General features: G+C 64.6%; 18 protein-coding genes. 9 read left to right on the top strand and 9 right to left on the bottom strand.

What is annotated here, in order from left to right; translation table 11 throughout:
• The 5 genes from ACTNBZ_RS03205 to ACTNBZ_RS03185 all read left to right on the top strand — a co-directional run bounded on the left by ACTNBZ_RS03205 (nt 1) and on the right by ACTNBZ_RS03185 (nt 3,878).
• Nucleotides 1–1,005, top strand: a complete 1,005-nt coding sequence (locus ACTNBZ_RS03205) for an ATP-binding protein (protein ID WP_441208216.1) — start codon at nt 1–3, stop codon at nt 1,003–1,005.
• 131 nt (nt 1,006–1,136) lie between these two features.
• Entirely contained in the window at nt 1,137–2,147 is a 1,011-nt protein-coding gene (locus ACTNBZ_RS03200) for a hypothetical protein (RefSeq protein ID WP_441208214.1), read from the top strand.
• Nucleotides 2,144–2,494: a hypothetical protein gene (locus ACTNBZ_RS03195; protein WP_441208213.1), complete on the top strand. Its 351-nt coding sequence runs from the start codon at nt 2,144–2,146 to the stop codon at nt 2,492–2,494. The genes ACTNBZ_RS03200 and ACTNBZ_RS03195 overlap by 4 nt, the downstream gene beginning before the upstream one ends.
• 16 nt (nt 2,495–2,510) lie before the next feature.
• On the top strand, nt 2,511–3,338 hold the full coding sequence (locus ACTNBZ_RS03190) for a hypothetical protein (RefSeq protein WP_441208212.1): 828 nt from the start codon (nt 2,511–2,513) through the stop codon (nt 3,336–3,338).
• A gap of 183 nt (nt 3,339–3,521) precedes the next feature.
• Nucleotides 3,522–3,878 carry an LptM family lipoprotein gene (locus ACTNBZ_RS03185; protein WP_441208211.1) on the top strand — a complete coding sequence of 119 codons (357 nt, stop codon included), beginning with the start codon at nt 3,522–3,524 and terminating at the stop codon, nt 3,876–3,878.
• A 357-nt stretch (nt 3,879–4,235) separates the two neighbouring features.
• On the opposite strand, the gene ACTNBZ_RS03180 is transcribed toward ACTNBZ_RS03185, so the two are convergent.
• Together ACTNBZ_RS03180 and ACTNBZ_RS03175 are read right to left on the bottom strand one after the other, a co-directional pair.
• Nucleotides 4,236–5,447 (bottom strand): amidohydrolase family protein, encoded by a 1,212-nt coding sequence (locus tag ACTNBZ_RS03180; protein ID WP_441208210.1) that lies wholly within the window; start codon nt 5,445–5,447, stop codon nt 4,236–4,238.
• A gap of 36 nt (nt 5,448–5,483) precedes the next feature.
• On the bottom strand, nt 5,484–6,734 hold the full coding sequence (locus ACTNBZ_RS03175) for a M16 family metallopeptidase (protein ID WP_441208209.1): 1,251 nt from the start codon (nt 6,732–6,734) through the stop codon (nt 5,484–5,486).
• Nucleotides 6,735–6,891: 157 nt separating this feature from the next.
• Here ACTNBZ_RS03175 and ACTNBZ_RS03170 point away from each other — a divergent pair, with 157 nt between their 5' ends.
• Nucleotides 6,892–7,665, top strand: a complete 774-nt coding sequence (locus ACTNBZ_RS03170) for a protein-ADP-ribose hydrolase (RefSeq protein ID WP_441208208.1) — start codon at nt 6,892–6,894, stop codon at nt 7,663–7,665.
• A gap of 85 nt (nt 7,666–7,750) precedes the next feature.
• Here the strand turns inward: ACTNBZ_RS03170 and ACTNBZ_RS03165 are convergent, their stop codons facing one another.
• Complete coding sequence (locus ACTNBZ_RS03165; RefSeq protein WP_441208207.1) at nt 7,751–9,124, bottom strand: MATE family efflux transporter; 1,374 nt, start codon at nt 9,122–9,124, stop codon at nt 7,751–7,753.
• Nucleotides 9,125–9,313: 189 nt separating this feature from the next.
• Nucleotides 9,314–12,856, bottom strand: a complete 3,543-nt coding sequence (nifJ, locus tag ACTNBZ_RS03160) for a pyruvate:ferredoxin (flavodoxin) oxidoreductase (RefSeq protein ID WP_441208206.1) — start codon at nt 12,854–12,856, stop codon at nt 9,314–9,316.
• Nucleotides 12,857–13,158: 302 nt separating this feature from the next.
• Between nifJ and ACTNBZ_RS03155 the strand changes: the two genes are divergently transcribed.
• The 3 genes from ACTNBZ_RS03155 to ACTNBZ_RS03145 all read left to right on the top strand — a co-directional run bounded on the left by ACTNBZ_RS03155 (nt 13,159) and on the right by ACTNBZ_RS03145 (nt 17,305).
• Nucleotides 13,159–14,679, top strand: a complete 1,521-nt coding sequence (locus tag ACTNBZ_RS03155; RefSeq protein WP_441208204.1) for a YifB family Mg chelatase-like AAA ATPase — start codon at nt 13,159–13,161, stop codon at nt 14,677–14,679.
• Between the two features lie 85 nt (nt 14,680–14,764).
• Nucleotides 14,765–15,937 (top strand): tRNA uracil 4-sulfurtransferase ThiI, encoded by a 1,173-nt coding sequence (gene thiI, locus ACTNBZ_RS03150; RefSeq protein ID WP_441208203.1) that lies wholly within the window; start codon nt 14,765–14,767, stop codon nt 15,935–15,937.
• Nucleotides 15,938–16,054: 117 nt separating this feature from the next.
• Nucleotides 16,055–17,305, top strand: coding sequence for a competence/damage-inducible protein A (locus ACTNBZ_RS03145; RefSeq protein ID WP_441208201.1), 1,251 nt, complete (start codon nt 16,055–16,057; stop codon nt 17,303–17,305).
• 73 nt (nt 17,306–17,378) lie between these two features.
• Here ACTNBZ_RS03145 and ACTNBZ_RS03140 read toward each other — a convergent pair whose 3' ends face one another.
• The 5 genes from ACTNBZ_RS03140 to ACTNBZ_RS03120 all read right to left on the bottom strand — a co-directional run bounded on the left by ACTNBZ_RS03140 (nt 17,379) and on the right by ACTNBZ_RS03120 (nt 22,997).
• On the bottom strand, nt 17,379–18,035 hold the full coding sequence (locus ACTNBZ_RS03140) for a hypothetical protein (protein ID WP_441208199.1): 657 nt from the start codon (nt 18,033–18,035) through the stop codon (nt 17,379–17,381).
• A 61-nt stretch (nt 18,036–18,096) separates the two neighbouring features.
• Nucleotides 18,097–19,116, bottom strand: coding sequence for a tRNA 2-thiouridine(34) synthase MnmA (gene mnmA, locus ACTNBZ_RS03135; RefSeq protein WP_441208198.1), 1,020 nt, complete (start codon nt 19,114–19,116; stop codon nt 18,097–18,099).
• 2 nt (nt 19,117–19,118) lie between these two features.
• Complete coding sequence (locus ACTNBZ_RS03130; RefSeq protein ID WP_441208197.1) at nt 19,119–19,736, bottom strand: cyclase family protein; 618 nt, start codon at nt 19,734–19,736, stop codon at nt 19,119–19,121.
• Between the two features lie 462 nt (nt 19,737–20,198).
• Entirely contained in the window at nt 20,199–22,061 is a 1,863-nt protein-coding gene (mnmG, locus tag ACTNBZ_RS03125; RefSeq protein ID WP_441208195.1) for a tRNA uridine-5-carboxymethylaminomethyl(34) synthesis enzyme MnmG, read from the bottom strand.
• 45 nt (nt 22,062–22,106) lie between these two features.
• A complete protein-coding gene (locus ACTNBZ_RS03120) occupies nt 22,107–22,997 on the bottom strand; it encodes a diacylglycerol/lipid kinase family protein (protein ID WP_441208194.1) in 891 nt (296 codons plus the stop codon).
• Between the last annotated feature and the right edge of the window lie 35 nt (nt 22,998–23,032).

Raw genomic sequence — 23,032 nt, 5'->3', positions numbered from 1 at the left:
ATGGCATATGATCCCAATGTGGTCCGCCGGGCCACCCAGCGACTGGCAGAGCAGCGCTCCCGGCGGGAGGCCGACTTTGACCGCCGCCGGCAGGAGCTCTACCGCCGCCTGCCCCAGCTTGCCCGCATCGACCGGGCCCTCAGCCGCACCTATCTGGACATCGTGGCCGCCTCGCTGCGCAGCGGCGCGGACTCCGGCCCCGCCATCGAGGACGTAAAGCGCAATAACCAGGCCCTCCAGGCCCAGCGGCGGGAGCTCCTGCTCCAGAACGGCTACAGTGCCGACGCCCTGGACGATACCCCCGCCTGCTCCAAATGCGGGGACAGCGGCTGGGTGGGGGCCCGGATGTGCGAGTGTCTCCAGCGGCTGTGCGCTCAGGAGCAGATCAAGGACCTTTCCAAGCTGCTGGATCTGGGGGAACAGTCCTTCGACTCCTTCTCCCTGGACTACTACAGCGACCGCCCCTGGCCGGGGGAGACCGAGTCCCCCCGGGAGCGGATGGAGTTCATCCGGGACGTGTGCTACAGCTATGCCAGCCGCTTCCCCAACTTTGTCTACCGCAACCTGTTCCTCACCGGCGCTCCCGGCCTGGGCAAGACCTTCCTCTCGGCCTGCATCGCCCGTACCGTGCTGGAGCGGGGGTACTCTGTGGTGTACGACACGGCGGTGAACATCTTTGCCAAGTTCGAGGAACAGAAGTTCTCCCGGGACGAGCTGGACGTGCGGGACGCCCGGGACGAGACCCGCCGCTACCTGAACTGCGACCTGCTCATTCTGGACGACCTGGGCAGCGAGATGACCACCCCCTTCGTCCAGTCCGCCCTCTACACTCTGGTGAACACCCGCCTCACCGCGATGCGCCGCACCGTCATCTCCTCCAACCTGTCCATGGACGAGGTGCGCCGCCGCTATGCCGGGCAGATCGCCTCCCGGCTGGAGGGGGAATACCGGGTGCTTCCCTTCTACGGGGAGGACATCCGCCTGCTCCGCAAGAACCGGCCCTGATCCGGCCGGACAGGTCCCGCATACCGCCCCGGTATGCGGGACCTTTTTGTCCCTTTTTGCCGCCGGAGGGAACTTTTTCCGTCTCTATCCGTCTAATGGGACAATACGACATATAAGAGGGGGGAGCGCCTTTGAAGCCGCGCGCCATGACCGGGGCCTACGCCCTGGCCCACTGTCTGGTGGACTTTTCCTGCGCCTTTCTGGCCTTCCGCGTTCTGCTCCCCGCCGGGGACCGGGTGAGCCTCCTGCTGGTCTATAACTTCTGCGCCTTCGCCCTGCAGATGCCCATTGGCCTGCTGGCCGACCGGCTGGACCGCAGCGGCGCGCTGGCAGGGCTGGGCTGCTGCCTGACGGCACTGGCCTATCTCCCCATGCCCGCCATGGGCGCCGCCGTCCTGGCCGGGGTGGGCAACGCCCTCTTTCACGTGGGCGGCGGGCTGGAGGTGCTCAACGGCGCCGGGCGCCGCTGCGCCGCCCTGGGGCCCTTCGTCTCTCCCGGCGCGGTGGGACTCTGGCTGGGTGGCCTGTGGGGCAGGGGAGGGCAGCTCGACCTTCTTCTCCCCCCACTCCTCTGCGCCGGGGCGGGGGCGGCGCTGGTCCTGCTCCGGCGGCGGCTCTTCTTCGACGGACCCCGCTGCGCCCCCTTCTCCCTGCCCTCACGAAAGCGGCTCCTCCCCCTGGCGGCCCTGCTGCTGGTGGTGGTTCTCCGCTCCTGTGTGGGCATGGCAGTTTCCTTCCCCTGGCGGGACGTGGGGCTCTGGCCGGTGCTGCTGGTCCCCGCCCTGGCGGCGGGGAAGGCGGCAGGCGGAGTGCTGGCCGACCGGCTGGGCGTGCAAAAGACCGCCCTTTTCTCCCTGGCGGGGGCGGCGGTCTGCTTCTGCCTGGGGGACCGGCCGGCACTGGGACTGGCTGCGGTCTTTCTCTTCAACATGACCATGCCCCTCACCCTGTGGGCAGCGGCCCGGCTGCTGCCCGGGGCCAAGGGCTTCTCCTTCGGCCTGCTCACCTTCGGGCTCTTCCTGGGCTTCCTGCCGGTCTGTCTGGGAAGCGGGGCCCTGTCCCTGACGCCCCGGGCCGGGGCCGCCGCCTGTGTGCTCTCTTTTGTCCTCCTCCTGCCCGGACTGAGGGAGGCGGCGTCATGACTCCCCCCATCTTTACCGCCCTGGCCCTGTCCCTGGGGCTCACTTTGGTGCTGGAGCTGACCTTCGCCCTCCTCTCCGGGGTGCGGGGCCGCCCGCTGCTGCTGGTGGCGCTGGTCAATCTGCTCACCAACCCGGCGGTGGTTTTTTTCTACTTTTTGCTCTCTCAGCGGAGCGCCCTCCCCCGGATGGCCGTCCAGCTTCCGCTGGAGGGGGCCGCGATCCTGACCGAGGCGCTGTGCTATGCCCGCTGCGGCGGGAGGGATTTCCTCCATCCCTGGCGCTTTTCCCTGCTGGCCAACCTGTTCTCCTACGGGACGGGCCGGCTGCTCCTGAGCATATTCGGATGAAAGGAAGGAACCTGCCATGAAACGACTTTTCACACTGCTTCTCGCCCTGCCCCTCGTCCTGGGGCTGTCCGTCCCCGCCCTGGCCGACGTGATCTGGGAGCCGGAGGATGATTTCTACGCCGCCCACTCCGACGAATGCGCCTATATAAACCGCTCCTACATCCTCAACGGCCCGGAGGGATATGTGGAGCTCTTCCGCACCCCCGGTCAGTCCGCCGCCGCGGACCGTCTGCCCAACGGCGCCGTGCTCCAGGTCTCCTTCGTCTACCCTGGGGAGTCCCCCGCCTGGGCGCTGGTGGAGTACGCCCGGGACGGGGACGGCGGGGTCCGGAACGCCTACGGCCATGACTCCTCCACCAGCTGGATCGCCATGGACAGCCTGGTGGTCCAATACGACAGCCAGTCCTTTCAGGAGGAGCACGCCGGTGAGCTGCGGCCCTATCAGGACGGACCTCTGGAGGGCCTGCCCGCCGAGGGAACGGTTCTGGCCTGGGCCTTCCCCGGATCGGCTGACTCCTACGAGTTGACTCTGGATCCCGACTATATGGAACACCCGGACTTCGATCTGCTCTATCCCGGCCCGGACGGCAGGCTCTGGGGACACTGTGCCTACTACATGGGCAATCGGGATTTCTGGATCTGCATCTCGGAGCCCACCGAGACCGACCTGCCGGTGACCGAAATCCACTACGACCTGATACCCGCCGCCGATCCCGCTGACATCCCCGCCCCCTCCCTTCTGGCGCGGCCCATGGTCCTCGCGGGCGTCCTGGTGGCGGCGGTGGTCGCTGTCACGCTGCTGCTCTTGGTCCACTACCGCCGCAAGAGCGCCGCTTCCTCCTGAATTGCAGCAAACGTGCCCCCGGACAATAAGACGGTGTCCGTAAAACAGTATTGAGTACGCCCGAAGAATCCTAAACTTCTTCGGGCGTTTTCCTGTGTGGCTGGTAGACTTTTTCATATTTTACTAATATACTTTATTCAGCAAAAGAGTAAGGTAAATTATAATTTGATGGAGGGGTGTATAATGAAAAGAATGATTGCTATGGTGCTTGCAGTACTTATGGTTGTGACACTTGCTGCATGCTCAAATAAGGTGAAGGATATTGATGGCGTATTAACCGGATATGTTCAGGTTGGAGAGTATGTTGGGCCGTTGGCGGTAATTGAAGATAACGGAAAAACCTTTTATTTAGCCACAAGCGTGCTGAAGTTTGCAGGCGAAGCTGAACAAGCTGACGACAGCCTTCTTGAGGCAATTCAGAATGGAGAAATAATCGATATAAAAGTCCGTATTGATGGGGCAGAAAAAGGAAAGACCATCGAAATAGACGGCAAAAAAGTAACCATTTGGCAGTCTCATCAGATTTATAAGACAGAATAACAAATTTCAGTTTGTCAGGCTGTTGAAAACCCTTTAGGAACGAAAGGGCGCACTTCTATACTCTCCTACCGGGAGCAGCGTGCGTCCTGGGTTGCTTCATTCTCCGTCAGCAGAAAAAATTGCATGACTGAGAATGTTGCGTCACGACATGACCACAAGGTGGCTGCATCCCCTTGCGCCGTTACAGCGGCTATTCCCTGTGGACTTGCCGTTCGCAAACGGTTTTGACCAACCGTTCGCCGTCGGCAAGTTTGAATCATGTGTAGAAAACAATCCTCCGTATGATTGCAACATACGGAGGATTCACTGTCTTATGGACACCCAGCTATTGTCCGGGGGCACGTTTTTACTCGTTTTTTACAGGATCCTGCCGTCCTTCACCACGATCCTGCCGCCCTTGAGCACATAGAGCCGCTCCGACTGGCTAATGATGGCCTCCTTGGCGGTGGGGGCGTCCAGGATCACCAGGTCGGCCCGGCAGCCCTGGGCCAGGCCGTAGTCCGGGATCATGGTATTGCGGGCGGGGCGGGTGGTGATCATCCGCATGACTTCGTCCAGCTGGTCCGCCGTGCCGTACTGCAGCACCTGGGCGGCGAAGAGGGCCTCCTCCAGCAGGTCGCCGTTGCCGAAGGGGCGGTAGGGGTCCCGCACGTTGTCGGAGGCCACCGCCACGTTGGCCCCGGCCTTCAGGAACTCGTCCACCCGGGTAACGCCCCGGCGGATGGGCTGCCTGTCCTTCCGGCCCATGAGGAACATGTTGCAGGAGGGGAGGGTGATGATATTGATGCCGGCCTCCACCGCCTCGCAGATGGCCCGGTGGGCCGGCTCGTCCTCCACGGCGCACAGGGCGGTGACATGGCCGCAGGTCACCCGGCCCTCCATGTGATAGCGCCTGGTGTGCTCGATGACGCTGAGGAAGCAGCTGATATCGGGCTCGTCCCGCTCGTCGATGTGCAGGTCCAGAGGGAGGCCGTATTCCTCCGCCAGGGCGAATACCTGGTCGATGTTGCCCATGGGGTCGTCGGTAAAGAGCGGGTAGCCAGCGATGAAGTCGATCTCCCCGGCCTTCGCGGCAGCGCGGAACTCCCGGTCGTACTCAGGCGTCCACTGGGTGATGTTATAGAGGTCCAGCCGGCCCCGGTACTCCTCCTTCAGCTCGTTGATGGCCTGAAGGGAGCCCATGCCCCACTGGGGACACACCAGCACATGGCTCTTCACCGCGCTGGCGCCCGACGCCAGCTCCCAGTCCAGCACCCGGCGGGAGCGGGCCTTGATGTCCTCCACCATCCCCTCCGGCGGGATTTTGGCCAGATAGCGGGCAAAAATGCCATAGGCCTCCTGCAGGGTGGGGGTATCCTCATCCACGGCGGTAAAGGACTTGTCCAGATGAGTGTGGGACTCCACAAGGCCGGGGACCACCAGCTTGTTGTCGGCCCGCAGCTCGGTGGGGGCGGTCATGGGCAGGTCAGGGCCGATCTGAACGATCTTCCCGTCCCGCACGGCGATATCCAGCCCCTTGCCCACATCAAATACGTTCGCGTTGCGGATCAGTACCTCACAGGTATCCATGTATATTTCCTCCGTTTTCTTCTGTTTTCCGGTATCTCAGCATCCGATCAGGGTACGGTATTCCTCTTCGCTCCTCACCCGGCCCACTGCCGAGAGGGACGCGCGCGCAAAGTCAAAGAGCTCCTCCGCCAGGGTGCGGACGTCCTCGGGCGTCACGGCGTCGTAGGCCGCGATGATCTCGTCCGGGTCCGCCACCCGGTCCTGAAACAGCTCGCACCGGCCCAGGCGGCTCATGCGGGCCTGGGTGGACTCCAGTCCCATGAGGATATTGGCCTTTGCCTGCTCTCTGGCCCGGTCCAGCTCCGCGGCGGTGACCCCGTGGCGCACATAGTCCCGCACCACGCCGCAGATGGTGGCCAGAGCCTCCGCCTCGGTCTCCCTGCCCAGGGCGGTGTAAATGGCGAAGAGCCCGGTATCCGCATGTCCCGCAGTGTAGGAATAGATGGAGTAGCACAGTCCCCGCTTCTCCCGCACCTCCTGCCACAAAGGGGAGGACATGCCGCTGCCCAGAGTGGTGGACAGCAGCTGAAGAGCAAAGCGCCGCTCGTCACGGTAGGACAATCCGGGGAAAGCCAGGGTCAGATGGTTCTGCTCGCCGCTCTTCCGCTTCAGGGTAAAGGCGGGGGCATAGGCCGCCGCCTTCTCGATCTGGGGCCGGCCGGGCCCCATGGCGCCGAAGCGTTCCTTCAGCTCCTCCACGTCCCGCTCCCGGAAGCTGCCCGCCAGGGCCACCACCACCCGGTCGGGCCGGTAGTGCCCGCACATGTATCGCTTGAGCCAAACGCCGTCCATCTTCTCCAGCGTGGCGCGCCGGCCCAGGATGGGCCGGGCCAGCGGCGAGCCCTTGAACACCGCGGCGGCCAGACGCTCGGCGCACAGGTCCTCCGGGTTGTCGTCGCACATGCCGATCTCCTCCAGGATCACGCCCCGCTCGGTGCGCACGTCGCGCTCGTCAAACCGGGAGCAAAAGAACATGTCGCACAGGATGTCGGTGGCCCGGGGGAGATGGGTGTCCAGCACCCGGGCGTGGAAGCAGGTGCACTCCTTGGTGGTGAAGGCGTTGATCTGGCCCCCCACCGCGTCCATCTCCTCGGCCAGACGTGCCGCCGTGCGGTGTTCGGTACCTTTGAACACCATATGCTCGATAAAATGGGCCGCCCCGTTCTCCGCCGCCTTCTCGTGGCGGGAGCCGGTACCCACCCAGATGCCCAGGGCCGCCGAGCGCACCCCCGGCATCCGCTCAGTGACGATGCGCACGCCGTTGGGCAGCGTGATCTTCTGTTCCATATCCTGATCCCTTTCCCGCCGTCCTTCCATGGCCGCGGAAGGAACGTTTTTCGTCATTATATCATTTCTTTCGGCCCCTGTCAGTAAAAAGAACATGGAAACCTCCCTCTGCCTGTGATAAACTGATGGCACCACCACGCAAAGGAGGCTCTTATACATGGATCTCGACCAGTCTCTGGACACGCTGCTCCGGGCCCTGCTGGAGGAGGCGGGCAGGCCCGTGGTCCTGCCCGAGTCCCATGCCGAGCGGCGCAAACTGCTCCGCGCCCTGATGAACGTCCGTCCCCCCAAGCCCATCGACCCCGAACTGCTGGCCCTTCAGGATGCCATTTTGCAGGAAGAGCTCTCCCATAAGCCGGTGGCGGACGCCGCCGGTCTGCCCCCTTCGCCCCTGGACAGCCGGCTCTCCCTGTGGCAGGGCGATATCACCCTGCTGCGGTGTGACGCCATCGTCAATGCCGCCAACTCCGCCCTGCTGGGGTGCTTTCTTCCCCTGCACAGCTGCATCGACAATGCCATCCATTCCGCCGCCGGCATTCAGCTGCGGCTGGCCTGCCATGCGCTGATGGAGGCCCAGGGCCATGAGGAGCCCCCCGGCCGGGCCAAGCTGACCCCCGGCTTCCAACTCCCCGCCCGGTATGTGCTCCACACCGTGGGGCCTGCGGTGCGGGGAGAACTGACCCAGGCCCACCGGGACGCTCTGGCCTCCTGCTACCGCTCCTGCCTGGAGCTGGCCGAGGCCCACGCGCTGGAACGCGTGGCCTTTTGCTGCATTTCCACCGGGGTATACGGCTTCCCGCCCGGCCAGGCCGCCCCCATCGCCGTGGACACCGTCCGGCAGACCCTGGACCGCTGCCCCCATGTGAAGCAGGTGGTCTTTAACGTATTTACTGACGCCGACCTGGCACTCTACCGGGCCCTGCTGGACTGAGACGCAAAAACCGGACCGGAGATCCAAAGATCTCCGGTCCGGTTCGTTTTTGCTGTGCAGCAGTGCGCTGCCCGCGCATGAAGTTTTATACGGCAGCCACGTTGTTTTTCCACTTGCCCGAGAAATAGTAAATCAGGATGATGATCAGGGAGCCCACCGACGCCGCCGGGGCGCCCAGGCCCACGCCGAACATCCCCATATCCAGCACCAGGGAGAACAGGATGCACACCGGGATGCGCAGGAGCAGGGCCGACATCATGTTGTTGAGCAGGGAGAAGGTGGTGTGTCCGCTGGCGATGAAAATGCCGTTGATGCAGAAGCACAGGGGGACCAGCAGATAGTCAAAGCAGAAGGACTTCATATACACCACGCCGTACTCGACGAGCTCCGGCTCCTGGTTGAACAGCCCGATGATCTGTGCGGGGAAGAGCCGGGCGATGAGGAAGATCACGGCGCTGATGGCATAGGCGATGCCGGTGCCGATCCAGCAGGTCTTGATCGCCCGGTCCCACCGGTCGGCGCCGATGTTTTGGGCGCACACCGTGGAGATGGAGGCCCCCAGGGCGATGGCGGGCATGATGGCAAAGCCGTTGAACTTGGACACCACCCCCACCGCGGCCGAGGCGTTCTCCTGGCCAATGATGTTGGTGAGCACCGTGATGATCAGAAAGGACAGGCTGGTCACGCCGTTCTGCACCGCTGAGGGCAGGCCCAGACGGAAGATATGGGTCATGTAATGGCGGTTGATGCGGAAGGATCCGGGTTTGAAGTCGAACACAAAGCCGTCCCGCACCAGGGTGACCATGCACAGCACCACGCTCAGCCCCTGGGAGAACACGGTGGCAATGGCGGCGCCCAGGGCCCCCATGGAGAACCCGGCCACCAGCACCAGGTCCAGCACGATATTGGTCACGCAGGCGATGGTGACAAAGTAGAAGGGCCGCTTGGAATCCCCCATACCCCGCTGCACGGCACTGAGCACGTTGTAGGCAAAGATGAAGATGATACCGGCACAGGTGACGGTGAGATACCGGTCAGCCTCCTCAAAGGCGGCGGCGGGGGTCTGGATCAGCCGGAGCACCGGCACCCGCAGGAAGATCATCAGCACCGTGATCACCGCGCCGGCGATGAGCAGGGTGGTCATCAGGGTGGCCGTGACCTCCTCCATCACCTTGCGCTCCTTCCGGCCCATGGCCTGGGCGATGAGGATGGTGCCGCCGGTGCACAATCCCACCACCAGATTGGTGAGGATAAAGGTGATCTGGCTGCCGATGTTGACGCCCGACATGCTGATGTTGCCGCTGAAATTGCCCACGATGAGCATATCAGCCACACTGTAGAAGGACTGGACCAGGTTGGAGGCCAGAAAGGGGAGAGCGAACAGGATCAGCTGCTTGACCACGCTGCCCTCCGTCAGGTCCCGCTCATAGCGGCTGGGTTTTGTCATTTGCTGAGACATGGATACGACTCCTCACTTCGATACTGTCTTTCGTTCTGTCTGTAATATTAGGATACGGAAAAACATGTATCCTGTCAATACATCCTGAAGATATCTGCTCCCACTCTGTCCGGAGGTCCTTCCCCGCTGTATAAAGAGCCCGCCCCGGCACAGCCGGGGCGGGCAAATCACACACACAAGGAATTGCGCTTACTTGTACAGCTCGGTCAGCTTCACCAGGTGCTCGTAGCGGGCCTTGGCAGCCTCCTCGTTCTGAGCGAACAGCTCCTTGGCCTGGTCGGGGAAGGAACGGGTCAGGGAGGAGTAGCGGGCCTCGTTCATCAGGAACTCCTGATAGCCGCCGGCGGGCGCCTTGGAGTCCAGGGTGAAGGGGTTCTTGCCCTCGGCCTTGGCGGCGGGGTTGAACCGGAACAGGTTCCAGTAGCCGCACTCCACGGCCTTCTTCATCTCGGACTGGCAGTTGGTCATGCCGCCCTTGATGGAGTGCATCTCACAGGGAGCGTAGCCGATGATGAGGGAGGGACCGTGATAGCTGACGGCCTCGTTGATGGCCTTCAGGGTCTGAGCGGGGTTGGCGCCCATGGCCACCTGGGCCACGTACACATAGCCGTACTGCATGGCGATCTCGCTCAGGGACTTCTTGGCCACCCGCTTGCCGGCCGCGGCGAACTGAGCCACCTGGCCGATGTTGGAGGCCTTGGAGGCCTGTCCGCCGGTGTTGGAGTAGACCTCGGTGTCGAAGACGAAGACGTTCACATCCTCGCCGGAGGCCAGGACGTGGTCCAGACCGCCGTAGCCGATGTCGTAAGCCCAGCCGTCGCCGCCGAAGATCCACACGGCCTTCTTGGACAGGAACTCCTTCTTGTCCAGGATTTCCTTGGAGACGGGGCAGCCGGCAGCGGCGGCCTTCTCCAGCTCGGCCACCAGCGCGGCGGTAGCCTCGCCGTTGGCGGCGCCGTCCTCGGCAGTCTCGAAGAACTTGTCGGCGGCGGCCTTCAGCTCGGCGCTGGCGCGCTCGTCGGCAGCCACAGCCTTGACCTTCTCCATCAGGCTGTTGCGGATAGCCTTCTGGCCGAAGTACATGCCCAGGCCGTGCTCGGCGTTGTCCTCAAACAGGGAGTTGGCCCAGGCGGGACCCTGACCGCACTTGTTGACGGTGTAGGGAGAGGTAGCGGCGGGGCCGCCCCAGATGGAGGAGCAGCCGGTGGCGTTGGAGATATACATCCGCTCGCCGCAGACCTGGGTCACCAGGCGGGCATAGGCGGTCTCGGCGCAGCCGGCGCAGGAGCCGGAGAACTCCAGCATGGGCTGCTTGAACTGGCTCTCCTTCACGTTGGCGGAAGAGGCCATGTCCTTCTTCTCGGCGACCTCGGCCACCATGTAGTCGAAGACCTTCTGCTGAGCGGCCTCCTGCTCCTGGGGAACCATGGTCAGAGCCTGGACGGGGCAGACCTTGGCGCAGACGCCGCAGCCCATGCAGTCCAGGGGGGAGACGGCGATGGCAAACTTATAGGTGCCCTTGCCCTTGCCGGCCTTGATGTCCACGATCTTGGACCCGGCGGGAGCCTTGGCGGCCTCCTCGTCGGTCAGCGCGTAGGCACGGATGGTGGCGTGGGGGCAGACATAGGAGCACTGGTTGCACTGGATACACTTGCTCTGGTCCCAGGTGGGAACGCTGACGGCAACGCCGCGCTTCTCATAGGCGGCGGCGCCCAGCTCGAAGGTGCCGTCCACGTGATCGGTGAAGGCGGACACGGGCAGGCTGTCGCCGTCCATCTTGTCGATGGGCACCAGCAGGTTCTTGACCATCTTCACGGTGGCGGGGCGGCCGGTGAGCTCGGTCTCGCAGACGCAGTCCTCGGCGGTGGCCCAGGAGGCGGGCACGTCGAACTTCTTGAAGGCGGTGGCGCCGGCCTCGATGGCCTTGTGGTTCATATCCACCACGTCCTGGCCCTTCTTCAGGTAGGAATGGGTGGCGGCATCCTTCATGTACTGGATGGCCTCAGCCTGGGGCATCACCTTGGCCAGGGAGAAGAAGGCGGACTGGAGGATGGTGTTGGTGCGCTTGCCCATGCCGATCTTGGCGGCCAGGTCAATGGCGTCGATGGTGTAGACCTGGACGTTGTGCTCGGCGATGTAGCGCTTGGCCACGGCGGGCATATGCTTGTCCAGCTCCTCATCGCTCCACTGGCAGTTGATCAGGAACACGCCGCCGTCCTTCACGTCGCGGACCATGGGGAAGCCCTTGATGATGTAGGAGGGGTTGTGGCAGGCCACGAAGTCGGCCTTGTTGATGTAGTAGGGGCTCTTGATGGGCTTGTCGCCGAAGCGCAGGTGAGACACGGTCACGCCGCCGGTCTTCTTGGAGTCGTACTGGAAGTAGGCCTGCACGTACTTGTCGGTGTGGTCGCCGATGATCTTGATGGAGTTCTTGTTGGCGCCGACGGTACCGTCGCCGCCCAGGCCCCAGAACTTGCACTCGATGGTGCCCTCAGCGGCGGTGTTGGGCGCCTTGTGCTCGGGCAGGGACAGGTTGGTGACGTCGTCCTCGATGCCGATGGTGAACTGGCGCTTGGGCTCGGCCTTGGAGAGCTCCTCGTACACGGCGAACACGCTGCGGGGAGGAGTATCCTTGCTGCCCAGGCCGTAGCGGCCGCCGATAATGGTAGCCTGACGGCCGGCGTTGGCAAAGGCGGTGACCACGTCCAGGTAGAGAGGCTCGCCCTGGGCGCCGGGCTCCTTGGTGCGGTCCAGCACGGCGATCTTGGTGGCGGTGGCGGGGATGGCGGCGAGCAGCTTGTCGGCGCGGAAGGGCCGGTACAGGCGGACCTTCACCAGGCCCACCTTCTCGCCGTGGGCGTTCAGGTAGTCGATGACTTCCTCAGCCACGTCGCAGATGGAGCCCATGGCAATGATGACGCGGTCAGCGTCGGCGGCGCCATAGTAGTTGAAGAGCTGATAGTCGGTGCCCAGCTTGGCGTTGACCTTGCCCATGTACTCCTCCACGATGCCGGGGACGGCGTCGTAGTAGGGGTTGCAGGCCTCGCGGTGCTGGAAGAACACGTCGCCGTTCTCATGAGAGCCGCGCATCACAGGGCGCTCGGGGTTCAGCGCGCGCTTGCGGAAGGCCTCCACGGCGTCCATGTCGCACATCTCGGCCAGATCCTCGTAATCCCAGATGGCAACCTTCTGGATCTCATGGGAGGTACGGAAGCCGTCGAAGAAGTTGATGAAGGGCACGCGGGACTTGATGGTGGCCAGGTGAGCCACGGCGGACAGGTCCATGACCTCCTGCACGTTGCCCTCGGCCAGCATGGCGAAGCCGGTCTGGCGGCAGGCCATGACGTCGGAGTGGTCGCCGAAGATGTTCAGCGCGTGGGACGCCACGGTACGGGCGGACACGTGGAACACGCAGGGCAGCAGCTCACCGGCGATCTTGTACATGTTGGGGATCATCAGCAGCAGGCCCTGAGAGGCGGTGTAGGTGGTGGTCAGGGCGCCGGCGGCCAGGGAGCCGTGCACGGTGCCGGAAGCGCCGGCCTCAGACTGCATCTCCACGACCTTGACGGTGGTGCCGAAGATATTCTTGCGGCCCGCGGCGGCCCACTGGTCCACGTTGTCGGCCATGGGGCTGGAGGGGGTGATGGGGTAGATGCCCGCAACCTCAGTAAATGCGTAAGATACGTGGGCGGCCGCTGTGTTGCCGTCCATCGTTTTCAGCTTTCGAGCCATAAAACGATTCCTCCTTGTGTGGTTTTCCTTTGCAGCGTCGTGTTCATTCTAACACCAACCTTTCTTTTTGTAAATCGCTTCACGGAAAAGAAATATTATTTCCAGTAAAAAAATCGTGGTTAAAAATAGTAACTCTATCTAAACTCTCCATTTCAATTGAAAAAAAGCATAAAATGGGCTATCATGTATACGAAGGGGATATGACTTTCGAAAGAGTAAACTGGTCATTCCTATTTTTTTGCTCCGGCCATTCTTTCCGGCCGGAAGCGCCCCATCCCACAGGAAAGGAATCAGGTGGAACCATGTTCTGTAAAGTTCGCTCGCTGGGTCTCCACGGCGTGACCGGATACGAGGTCATGGCGGAGTGCGACCTCTCCAACGGCCTACCCGCCTTTGACGTGGTGGGTCTGCCCGACGCGGCGGTGAAGGAGGCCCGGGACCGGGTCCGCTCTGCCGTGAAGAACTGCGGCTTCCGCTTTCCCGTCTCACGCATCACGGTGAACCTGGCCCCTGCCGACCGGCGGAAGGCCGGCACGGTGTACGACCTGCCCATGCTGGTGGGCATCCTGGCCGCCGGTGGACAGCTCCCGCCCCCCGATCCCCGGGCCGCTTTCGTGGGGGAGCTCTCGCTGGCCGGCGCTCTGCGTCCAGTGACCGGCATGCTCCCCATGGCTCTTGCCGCCCGGCGGGCCGGTATCTCGGCGCTGTACGTCCCGGCCGATTCGGCGGCCGAGGCCACCCTGGCCGGCAGCCTCACCGTCTACCCGGTGGAGAGCGTGGGACAGCTGGTGGCCCACCTGACGGGGGAGGCGCCCATTTCCCCCGCCGCTGCCTGGGTCCCGCCGGCCCATACCGCCGGGGGGCCGGACTTTGCCGACGTGAAGGGACAGGATCAGGTCAAGCGTGCGCTGGAGATCGCCGCCGCCGGTGGACACAACATCGCCATGATCGGCCCGCCCGGCTCGGGCAAGTCCATGCTGGCCCGGCGGCTGCCCTCCATCCTGCCCGACCTGAGTGAGCGGGAGGCCCTGGAGGCCACAGAGATCCACTCGGTCATGGGCCTGACCTCCCGGGAGGAGCCCATGGTGGTGCGCCGCCCCTTTCGTGCGCCCCACCACAGCATTTCCTCCACCGGCATGGCAGGCGGAGGAAGCCCGGTCCCCCGGCCGGGGGAGATCTCCCTGGCCCACAACGGCGTGCTCTTTCTGGATGAGCTGCCCGAGTTCCACAAGGACGTGCTGGAGTGTCTCCGCCAGCCCCTGGAGGAGGGGAAGGTCCAGATCTCCCGGGCCGCCGCCAGCGAGGTGTTCCCCAGCCGGTTTATGCTGGTGTGCGCCATGAATCCCTGCAAGTGCGGCTGGTACGGCCACCCCGGCGGCCGCTGCCGCTGCTCGGAGGGAGAGGTCAAAAAATACCTGGGCAAGCTCTCCGGCCCCCTGCTGGACCGCATCGACCTGTATGTGGAAGTCCCCGCCCTGGAATTCGACGAGCTCTCCCGCAAGCCAAAAGCCGAGTCCTCCGCCCAGATCAAGGAGCGGGTGGACGCCGCCCGGGCGGTCCAGGCCGGCCGCTTCGGCGCAGCCGGTCCCGACTGCAACGCCCACATGGGCCCCCGGGAGCTGCAGGAGTTCTGCCCGCTGGACAGCGCCTGCCAGGCCGTGATGAAAGGGGCATTTGACCGCATGGGCCTTACCGCCCGCAGCTATGACCGTATCTTAAGGGTGGCCCGCACCATCGCCGACCTGGAGGGCAGCGCCGATATCCAGGTCCCCCACCTGGCCGAGGCCATCCAGTACCGGGAGAGCGCCTATTTCCGGCGGTAACTCCCCGCGGCCCTGTCAATTGGGATTTATCTTACCCGTTCGATATGTTATAATGTCCCCACCAACAAAAAAGGAGTCACCATCCATGGATGAAATCATTCTGCTCAAGCTGGGGGAGCTGGTCCTGAAGGGCCTGAACCGCCGCAGCTTTGAGGACAAGCTCATTGCCAACGCCCAGCGCCGCCTGCGCCCCTTCGGCAAGTTCAAGGTCTACTCCAAGCAGTCCACTCTGTATGTGGAGCCGCTGAACGACGACTGTGACCTGGACGGGGCCTACGAGTCCATGAAGCATCTCTTCGGCGTGGTGGGCCTGTCCCGGGCCAGGGCCTGCGCCAAGGACAAGGACGCCATGCTCCGCACCGCCCAGGAGTACCTGGGGGACCGGCTGTCCGCCGCCAAAACCTTCAAGGTGGAGTCCAAGCGGGCGGACAAGAGCTTCCCCATGACCTCCATCCAGCTCTCCCAGTATGTGGGCGGCGAGCTGGACGAGCTCTATCCCAATCTGAAGGTGGACGTGCATCACCCGGAGCTCACCGTCAATCTGGAGGTGCGGGATTACGCCGCCTATGTCCACGCCGATCCCGAGCCCGGCGCCGGCGGCCTGCCGGTGGGCATCAACGGCCGGGCGGTGAGCCTGCTCTCCGGCGGCATCGACTCCCCGGTGGCTTCCTGGATGATCGCCAAGCGGGGCGTGGCCCTGGAGATGGTCCACTTTTTCTCCTACCCCTACACCTCGGAGGAGGCCAAGCAGAAGGTGCTGGACCTGGCCAAACTGCTCACCCCCTGGTGCGGCCGGCTGATGGTCCATGTGGTGCCCTTTACCGCCATTCAGGAGGAGCTGCGCCGCAAGTGCCCTGAGGAGCTTTTCACCATCCTCATGCGCCGCTTTATGATGCGCATTGCCCAGGCGGTAGCCGAGCGGACCAAGTCCGGCGCCATCGTCACCGGCGAGTGCCTGGGCCAGGTGGCCAGCCAGACCATGGAGGCCATGGCCTGCACCAGCGCCGTGTGTGACCTGCCCATCCTCCGCCCGGTGGTGGGCATGGACAAGGAGGAGATCGTCACCATCGCCCGGAAGATCAACACCTACGACACCTCCATCCTGCCCTATGAGGACTGCTGCACCGTCTTTACCCCCCGGCATCCCCGGCTGCGTCCCCTGCCCGGCGAGGTGGCCGAGGCCGAAAAGCTGCTGGACATCGACGCCATGGTCAAGGACGCGGTGGACCACATCGAGCGCATCAAGATCGACCCCTGAACGCGAAGAGGACTGCCCGGGGGCGGTCCTCTTTTTCCCTTTCTATCGCGGCGGCCTGCTGGTAAACCTAATAGGAACGTCCCCCTGAAATCCTCCCACAGAAAAGGAAGTGCTTTTATGACCTATACCGCGGAACTCATCGCCGTGGGCACCGAGCTGCTGCTGGGCAACATCGCCAACACCGACGCCCAGATGCTCTCCCAGGGGCTGTCCGCCCTGGGCATCAACGTCTACTACCACACGGTGGTGGGGGACAATCCCCAGCGCCTGCGGGCGGCGGTGGAGCTGGCCCGGACCCGGGCAGACATCATTATCACCACCGGCGGCCTGGGCCCCACCTGCGACGACCTGACCAAAAACGTACTGGCGGAGTGCTTCGGCCGCCGCCTGGTCCACAACCAGGAGGCCGAGGACCGCTGCCGGGCCTTCTTTGAGGGCATCGGCCGTCCCATGACCGGGAACAACTTTCAGCAATTCTACCTGCCCGAGGGCTGCACCCCCTTCCAGAACGACTGGGGCACCGCCCCCGGCTGCGCCTTTGAGGAGGGCGGGGTACGGGTGATCATGCTCCCCGGTCCCCCCAGGGAGTGTACCGCCATGTTCCGTTACCGGGCGGCGCCCTACCTCCAGTCCCTGTCCGACGGGGCCATCGTCTCCCGGACGCTGAAGCTCTTCGGCGTGGGCGAGTCCTCCATGGAGGACCGGCTCCGGGACCGGATGAACGCCATGACCAATCCCACCCTGGCCCCCTACGCCAAGGAGGGGGAGTGCGAGCTGCGCATCACCGCCAAGGCCCCTTCCGAGGAGGAGGCCAGGGCCCTCACCGCCCCGGTAGAGGAGGAGCTGCGCGCCCTGTTCGGAGACAAGATCTACGGCGCCGACGTCCCCTCGCTGGAGGCGGTGGCGGCAGCGCTTTTGAAGGAGCGGGGGCTCACCCTGGGCAGCGCCGAGAGCTGCACCGGCGGCCTCATCGCCAAACGGCTCACCGACCTGCCCGGCATCTCGGCGGTGTACAAGGGCGGCGTAGTCAGCTATACCAATTCCGTCAAGCACGGCGTGCTGGGGGTGCCTCAGGAACTGCTGGACCAGTACGGCGCTGTGTCCGCCCCGGTGGCCAGAGCCATGGCCGAGGGGGCCCGCCGGGTGCTGGGCTGCGACATCGCCGTTTCCACCACCGGCGTGGCCGGGCCGGATTCCGACGACCGGGGCAACCCGGTGGGCCTGGTCTTTGTGGCCATCGCCGCCGGGGACTGCGTCCACGTCCGGGAGCTCCACGCCGGACAGAGCCGGGAGCGGGTGCGCACCATGGCCGCCCACAACGCCTTCGACCTGGTGCGGCGGTATCTCACCGGCCTGCCTATGGATTAAGCAGTGTGCAAAACAAAACAGCGGGTATTCCACAAAGGCCGGAATACCCGCTGTTTTATCTCTCAAGTGAGTTTTATTCGTCCGCTCCGCAGAAAACGGCGGTGATGGCATAGGCGTGGTCGTAGCTAATGTCTACTGAATAAACCGCTTTGCGGTTTATTCGCGCGGCGGCGGCCGCGCAATTCCATAAAAATGGCTCAAAGGGGCCGTTTTTATGGAATTCAGCCATTGTTACAATGCGTATTTCCACTGGAGCACCGCGGCGCTCCCCCGCCTGGCAGATACCGCCCTCGCTCCAGCTCCGTCCGGTGGCCCAGTCGCTGGTCTCTGCCAGCTCGGGCCGGAGGCCGGCCAGCGGAATAGACACACTGTAGCCGTCCTCCAGATTCACCGTCAGCACATCCTCTGTGAGGACCACGCCGAAGCGGCAGGTCTCCCGGGCCTTGCCGCCGCTGTAGTCCACGCCGGCCAAGTCGGTGACCGTCACCCACTCTCCGTCCACCCGGGAGAGGAACTCCAGCTTGAGCTGATCGGACGTCCCGTCCCAAGCGCAGGAGTAGAGGCCGCAGGTGCTCTCCCCGCTGCCGGCCAACGCCAGGAGCGACTCTTCCTCCTCCGTCAGCGGCAGGGCCCGGACTTCGCCGGGCTGGAGTGAGCCGGCAGCTGGGGCGCAGACGGCCAGAAAAAGCAGCATTATCCCCAAAAACAGCATACAGATCCGCTTTTCCAAACCCTTTCCCTCCCTGGTTTATTTATTCCAGTATAGCACAGGAAGGGTAATTTGTCAAATTTTAAGAGATAATCCATCCGCTTCCTATTACAATATCTTCCTGGTAGAAAACGGCCAGCTGGCCCGGCGTGGGGGCCCGGGCGGGCTCTTTCATCCGGATCTCCACCCCGTCCCCCCGGGGCAGAATCACTGCCGGGGTCTCGGTACGGGAATGGCGGAGCCGGACCGTGACCTCCATGGGCCCCTCCAGCCCCGGAACGGCGATCCAGTTCAGGTCGGCGCAGCGGGCCAGGTCGGTATAGAGGTCGCTGCCGTCGGAGAGCACCACCTCGTTGCGCTCCGGCCGGATGGCAGAGACGAAATAGCGGTGGGGACCTGAGACCCCCAGCCCCCGGCGCTGGCCCAGGGTGTAGTGGTGGATACCCAGGTGGCGGCCCAGCACCCTGCCCTCCCGGTCCACAAAGTTACCGGGAGGCGGGGTGGCCCCCCGGCGGTCCAGCCAGGCGGCGTAGTCCCCGTCGGGGATAAAGCAGATCTCCATGGAATCGGGCTTGTGAGCCACCGGGATGCCGGAATCCTCCGCCAGCGCCCGCACCTGGGCCTTCTCCAGCTCCCCCAGGGGGAACACGCAGCGGCGCAGGATCTCCTGGGGCAGCCGGGCGAGCATATAGGACTGGTCGTTGGCCGGCATCCCCTTGCGCAGCAGGGCCCGGCCATCGGCCCCGGTCCCCCGCCGGGCATAGTGCCCGGTGGCCACGCAGTCCGCCCCGATCCGGCCGGCCAGAGCCAGCAGGGCGGGGAATTTCACCGTGGGGTTGCACAGCGCGCAGGGCAGGGGGGTGTGTCCCGCCAGATAACCGGCGGCAAAGGGAGCGCAGACCCGCTCCTCCAGCGCCGGGCGGATGTCCCCGGTCTCAAAGGGCAGGCCCAGCTCCTCCGCCACGGCGGCAGCGTCCTCGCCGCCCCCCAGGCCGATGTCCAGCCAGAGGCAGGTCACGTCGTAGTTCTCGCGCAAAAGCCGGGCCGCCACGGCGGAGTCCACTCCGCCGGACAGGCCAAGCACCACCTTGGGTTTGTTCAAAGTCATTCCTCCATCTGATCGTCCAAAAAGGCCAAAGCCCGCACCGGGCCGCCGTCGCTCCCCCGGAAGGGAAGGGGCAGGGCGCAGAAGGGCATCATCTGCCCCGCCAGCGCCGCCAGCCCGGTCAGGTTTTCCACCACCACCAGCCCCGCGCCCAGCAGCAGCCGGTGGTGGTCCAGCCGGTCGGGGGTGTCGGGAGAGGGGGTATCCATCCCCACACCCTTTACTCCCATGTGGACGATCCGCTCCAATATTCCCCGCGGCGGCACAGGATAGCCGGAAAAATACGTTGGTTTTCCCCATTCCCCCTCCCATCCGGTGGAAAAGAGCAGAAAGTCCACCCCCTCCAGGGCGGAGAGCTCCTCCAGGCTGGGGAATCCCCGGGTCACCGCCGCCGTCCCCACAAAGGTCCCGGGCGGCAGGCTGTCCAGCGTGGCTCCCCCGGGGAGCACGTGGCCCGGAGCGTCCATATGGGTGCCGGTGTGGGAGCCCAGGGTCAGCCGGGTCACCTGAAAACCGTCCCGCTCCACGTCGGAAACCCGCTCCAACGCCGCCGCCGGGTCCCCCGGCCATACCGGCATCCCGCCGGAAATGGGGTGGGACAGATCCATTACACGCATATGCTCACCTCTTGCTCACCCGGAAGTTCTGCCCGCCCACGGGCGGGACGGGGGTTGGCCCGCCTGCGGGCGGGCGGGGGCGTTGTCCTGCGCGGACGGCGCCCCTTTCTTTTCCCGAAAAGAAAGGGGAAAGAAAAGAGCCAGAGGGAGGCCCAGCCCTCCCTCTGGACTCCCTCCCTATCCGAAGGCCGCTCCCCCGGTGCCATCAAAATCAAGATAGCTCTCCGCCACGCTCGCATGGTGCAGACATACGGCGGGGAGGCGCCACACAGGCAGCGCGGAAGAGCTCTGTCAACGTGGGCACTGCGTAAGAACTCCCCCGTATTAGGGGATTCCAAAGGGGGGCCGTGCACCCCTTTGGGCGTTTTCTTTCCCCCATTTCTTTAGGCAAAAGAAATGGGGCCCTCGCCGGGCAGGCGGCCCGCGCGGCGAGCGCATGTCCCGCCCGTAGGCGGGGAAAACTCACCGCTCCAGCGCCACCATAAGTACCGCCACATCGGCGGGGGACACGCCGGAGATCCGGCTGGCCTGTCCCAGATTCAGCGGGCGGATGCGGCTGAGCTTCTCCCGGGCCTCCAGCCGCAGGCCCTCCATCGTCCGGTAATCCAGATCCGGCGGGAGAAGCCGGCTCTCCAGCCGGCGCATCTCCTCCACCTGGCGGAGCTGCTTGTCGATATAGCCCTGATACTTTACGGCGATCTCCACCGCCTCGGCCACTGCGGCGGAGAGGCCGGGCCGCTCCGGGTCAAAGGGGGCCAGATCCCCGTACCCGATGCGGGGCCGCCGCAGCAGGTCGGCCAGCCGGGCGCCGTTGGGTGCCGGAGGCTCCCCATGGGCGGAGAGCATCTCGTCCAGCGCGGGAGAGGGGGCGGCTCCGGTGTGCTCCAGCCGTTTGCGCTCCTTTTCCACGGCGGCGTACTTGTCCAGCACCCGGCGGCAGCGCTCGTCGCTGACCAGACCGATCCGGTGGCCGATGGGGCACAGCCGCTGGTCGGCGTTGTCCTGCCGGTGGAGGAGGCGGTACTCGGTGCGGGAGGTCATCATGCGGTAGGGCTCGTTGGTGCCTTTGGTCACCAGGTCGTCGATGAGAACGCCGATGTACCCCTGATCCCGGCCGATGACCATGGGAGGCCTGCCCAAAATCTTGAGGGCGGCGTTCACCCCCGCCACAAAGCCCTGCACCGCCGCCTCCTCATAGCCGGAGGAACCGTTGAACTGACCCGCTCCGTAAAGGCCGGGCACTTTTTTGCACTCCAGGGTGGGCAGCAGTTCGGTGGGGTCCACGCAGTCGTACTCAATGGCATAGGCCGGACGGGTCATTTCGGCCCGCTCCAGGCCCGGTATGGTGTGGATCATGGCCACCTGTACCTCCTCAGGCAGGGAGGAGGAGAGGCCCTGGATGTACAGCTCCTCGGTGTCCAGCCCCATGGGCTCCACGAAGAGCTGGTGGCGCTCCTTGTCGGCAAAGCGGACCACCTTGTCCTCAATGGAGGGGCAGTACCGGGGCCCAACCCCCTCGATGACCCCCGAGAAAAGGGGAGACCGGTCCAGATTGGCCCGGATGACCGCATGGGTCCGCTGGTTGGTGTAGGTAAGGTGGCACACCGCCCTGTTCTGCGGGGGCTGCTCCGTCTCAAAGGAGAAGGGGACCGTTGTCTCGTCCCCGGGCTGAAGCTCCATTTTGGAAAAATCCACGCTGCGGGCGTTGACCCGGGGCGGGGTGCCCGTCTTGAAGCGGCGGAGGGAAAGCCCCAGCCCCCGCAGGCTGTCTGTCAGGGGGAGAGCGGCCGCCAGCCCGTCAGGGCCGGAGTCCCGGGTCACTTCGCCCATGATGGTGCGCCCGCCCAGGTGGGTGCCGGTGGCCACCACCGCCGCCTTCACCCGGTACACCGCCCCGGCGGCGGTACGCACGGCGGAGACCGCTCCGCCCTCCGTGCAGATCCCGGTGACCTCGGCCTGCTTCACCCACAGGTTTTCCTGCCGCTCCAGGGTGTGCTTCATGATCTTCTGGTACTCCCGCCGGTCGGCCTGGGCCCGCAGGGACCACACCGCCGGCCCCTTTCCCTTGTTCAGCACCCGGTACTGGATGCAGGCCCGGTCGGCCGCCCGGGCCATCTCGCCGCCCAGGGCGTCCAGCTCCCGGACCAGGTGGCCCTTTCCGGTGCCGCCGATGGCCGGGTTGCAGGGCATGTTGCCCACCGCGTCCAGGTTCACCGTAAAACACAGCGTTTTCAGTCCCATCCGGGCAGCGGCAAGGGCCGCCTCGATCCCCGCGTGGCCCGCGCCGATCACCGCGATATCATATTGTCCCGCATCATAGTCCATGGTCTCGCTCCCAGTCTTTTTTCGGCGGAAAAGCCGCCCGGGAGACTACTTCCCGTGGGCGATCATCACCGCCTGTTTCACGTTTTGGATCTCAGCCACCCGGGGCGCGCCGCCGTATTCCCCGTCCAGGGTCCAGGGCAGCTCGTCAGCGCAGGTCACCCGCAGATGGGCGGTACGGAAGGCCACCACCGCCCCGCCCGGCTCAGGCGTGGTCTGCACCAGCGACCGGATGATGCTCTGGAGCTGGGCGGCGTTCTGGGGCTGGCGCACCAGCACCACCTCGAACAATCCGTCGTCCAGCTCCACCAGGTCGGGGGAGATCCCTTTAAAGCCCCCCACCGACACGGTGTTGCTCACCATGCCATAGATGAAGTCGCCCTCCTCCATTCCGCCGTCGTGCTCCACCCGCAGGCGGTAGGACTGGATGGAGGTGAGACGGGCGGCGCCCTCCAGCAGATAGGCCAGGTGGCCGAACATATTCTTGAACTGCTGAGGCGTGTCGTAGGCCACATCGGTAAAGGCGCCGAAGGCCGCCACATAGATGAAATACTCACTGTTGAAGCTGCCGATATCCACCGGCCGCAGCACGCCCCCGGCAGCAGTCTCGGTCTTGCCCGCGTAGCTGCGGGGCAGATGGAGGTTGCGGGCGAAATCGTTGGTGGTCCCCGCCGGGAGATAGCCCACCGGCGGTCGGCATGGCAGACTCATGAGGCCGGTCACCGTCTCATGGAGGGTTCCGTCTCCCCCGCAGCACACCACCCGGTCAAAATCTCCGCCCAGTTCTCCGGCCGCCGTCACGGCGTCCCCCTTCCCCTGGGTAGGCCGAATGGTCACCAGCCAGCCGGCCTTGGTAAAGCTGTCCACGATATCGGGGATGCGGCTCTTGATCTTTCCCTTTCCCGCGTGGGGATTATATAAAAGCAGCAGGCGTTTCATATCCCGCCCTCCTTATCCGGTATATATGACCAGTA

The sequence above is a fragment of the Pseudoflavonifractor sp. HCP28S3_F10 genome, assembly GCF_052065415.1.
Lineage (GTDB): Bacteria > Bacillota > Clostridia > Oscillospirales > Oscillospiraceae > Pseudoflavonifractor_A.
This window is presented reverse-complemented; position numbering and strand designations above follow the sequence as displayed.

What these genes read in the sequence shown, in the direction of transcription:
- ACTNBZ_RS03205 (WP_441208216.1), top strand. Translation starts at nt 1, where the DNA reads ATGGCATATGATCCCAATGTGGTCCGCCGGGCCACCCAGCGACTGGCA.
- ACTNBZ_RS03195 (WP_441208213.1), top strand. Translation starts at nt 2,144, where the DNA reads ATGACTCCCCCCATCTTTACCGCCCTGGCCCTGTCCCTGGGGCTCACT.
- ACTNBZ_RS03190 (WP_441208212.1), top strand. Translation starts at nt 2,511, where the DNA reads ATGAAACGACTTTTCACACTGCTTCTCGCCCTGCCCCTCGTCCTGGGG.
- ACTNBZ_RS03185 (WP_441208211.1), top strand. Translation starts at nt 3,522, where the DNA reads ATGAAAAGAATGATTGCTATGGTGCTTGCAGTACTTATGGTTGTGACA.
- ACTNBZ_RS03180 (WP_441208210.1), bottom strand. Translation starts at nt 5,447, where the DNA reads ATGGATACCTGTGAGGTACTGATCCGCAACGCGAACGTATTTGATGTG.
- ACTNBZ_RS03175 (WP_441208209.1), bottom strand. Translation starts at nt 6,734, where the DNA reads ATGGAACAGAAGATCACGCTGCCCAACGGCGTGCGCATCGTCACTGAG.
- ACTNBZ_RS03170 (WP_441208208.1), top strand. Translation starts at nt 6,892, where the DNA reads ATGGATCTCGACCAGTCTCTGGACACGCTGCTCCGGGCCCTGCTGGAG.
- ACTNBZ_RS03165 (WP_441208207.1), bottom strand. Translation starts at nt 9,124, where the DNA reads ATGTCTCAGCAAATGACAAAACCCAGCCGCTATGAGCGGGACCTGACG.
- nifJ (WP_441208206.1), bottom strand. Translation starts at nt 12,856, where the DNA reads ATGGCTCGAAAGCTGAAAACGATGGACGGCAACACAGCGGCCGCCCAC.
- ACTNBZ_RS03155 (WP_441208204.1), top strand. Translation starts at nt 13,159, where the DNA reads ATGTTCTGTAAAGTTCGCTCGCTGGGTCTCCACGGCGTGACCGGATAC.
- thiI (WP_441208203.1), top strand. Translation starts at nt 14,765, where the DNA reads ATGGATGAAATCATTCTGCTCAAGCTGGGGGAGCTGGTCCTGAAGGGC.
- ACTNBZ_RS03145 (WP_441208201.1), top strand. Translation starts at nt 16,055, where the DNA reads ATGACCTATACCGCGGAACTCATCGCCGTGGGCACCGAGCTGCTGCTG.
- ACTNBZ_RS03130 (WP_441208197.1), bottom strand. Translation starts at nt 19,736, where the DNA reads ATGCGTGTAATGGATCTGTCCCACCCCATTTCCGGCGGGATGCCGGTA.
- mnmG (WP_441208195.1), bottom strand. Translation starts at nt 22,061, where the DNA reads ATGGACTATGATGCGGGACAATATGATATCGCGGTGATCGGCGCGGGC.
- ACTNBZ_RS03120 (WP_441208194.1), bottom strand. Translation starts at nt 22,997, where the DNA reads ATGAAACGCCTGCTGCTTTTATATAATCCCCACGCGGGAAAGGGAAAG.